This is a genomic window from Mycobacterium sp. E1386, from assembly GCF_001672745.1.
Classification (GTDB): Bacteria; Actinomycetota; Actinomycetes; order Mycobacteriales; family Mycobacteriaceae; genus Mycobacterium.
Map to the genome: position 1 here is coordinate 1 of NZ_LZKH01000220.1, position 628 is coordinate 628.

A 628-nucleotide genomic window follows, 5' to 3' on the forward strand; every position below is an offset into this window, starting at 1 on the left:
CCGCAGCCGGGGCAACGCGACGTCGGTGCGTGCCGCGATCGCGGCCTTGATCAACTCGGCCTTGTTCGGAAAGTAGTTGTACAGGCTGGCGCTCGTGACGTTCGCGGTGCGAGCGATCTCACGGATGGTGGCTCGCGAGTATCCCACCGTGGCCACACAGCGCATGGCGGCGACGATGATCCGCCGGCGGGTCTCCTCGCCGCTGGCGCCGACCGGGCGCCCACGCTGCGCCCGCGTCACCGTGCTCTCCCCACTCGCGCGTCCTGTCCGCCGGCTCTCGTGCCCGACACCGTCGAATATAATCGAGTGATCGATTAGTTCCGGCTTCCGCGCGGAGGTGCGCAGTGTGTGATGGACCGGCCCGCGGCGGGTTCCGCGCGGCATGAGCGTCGCACCGTCGCAATTGGGCCGCCCGGTGGGCGCCGACGGGGAGCAGACGCGTTCGCGCATCATCGCCGCGGCGATGCGGTGTGTGGCCGAGATGGGCTACTCCCGCACCACGATTCGCGAGATCGCCCGGGCGGCCGACATGACCAGCGGCAGCCTTTACCACTACTTTCCGAACAAGTCCGAGTTGCTGCAAGCGGCCGTCACCGAAATGGAGGGCATCTCCGCACCCCGGCTGCGG

General features: G+C 68.9%; 2 protein-coding genes. One reads left to right on the plus strand and one right to left on the minus strand.

The annotated features are described in order from the left end of the window. On the minus strand, positions 1-240 hold a 240-nt coding region (locus A5709_RS22965), incomplete at its 3' end, for a TetR/AcrR family transcriptional regulator (RefSeq protein WP_156768134.1). A 142-nt stretch (positions 241-382) separates the two neighbouring features. On the opposite strand from A5709_RS22965, the gene A5709_RS22970 reads away from it, so the two are divergent. Further along, positions 383-628 (plus strand): TetR/AcrR family transcriptional regulator (locus A5709_RS22970; protein WP_156768135.1); only part of this gene is annotated, 246 nt, incomplete at its 3' end.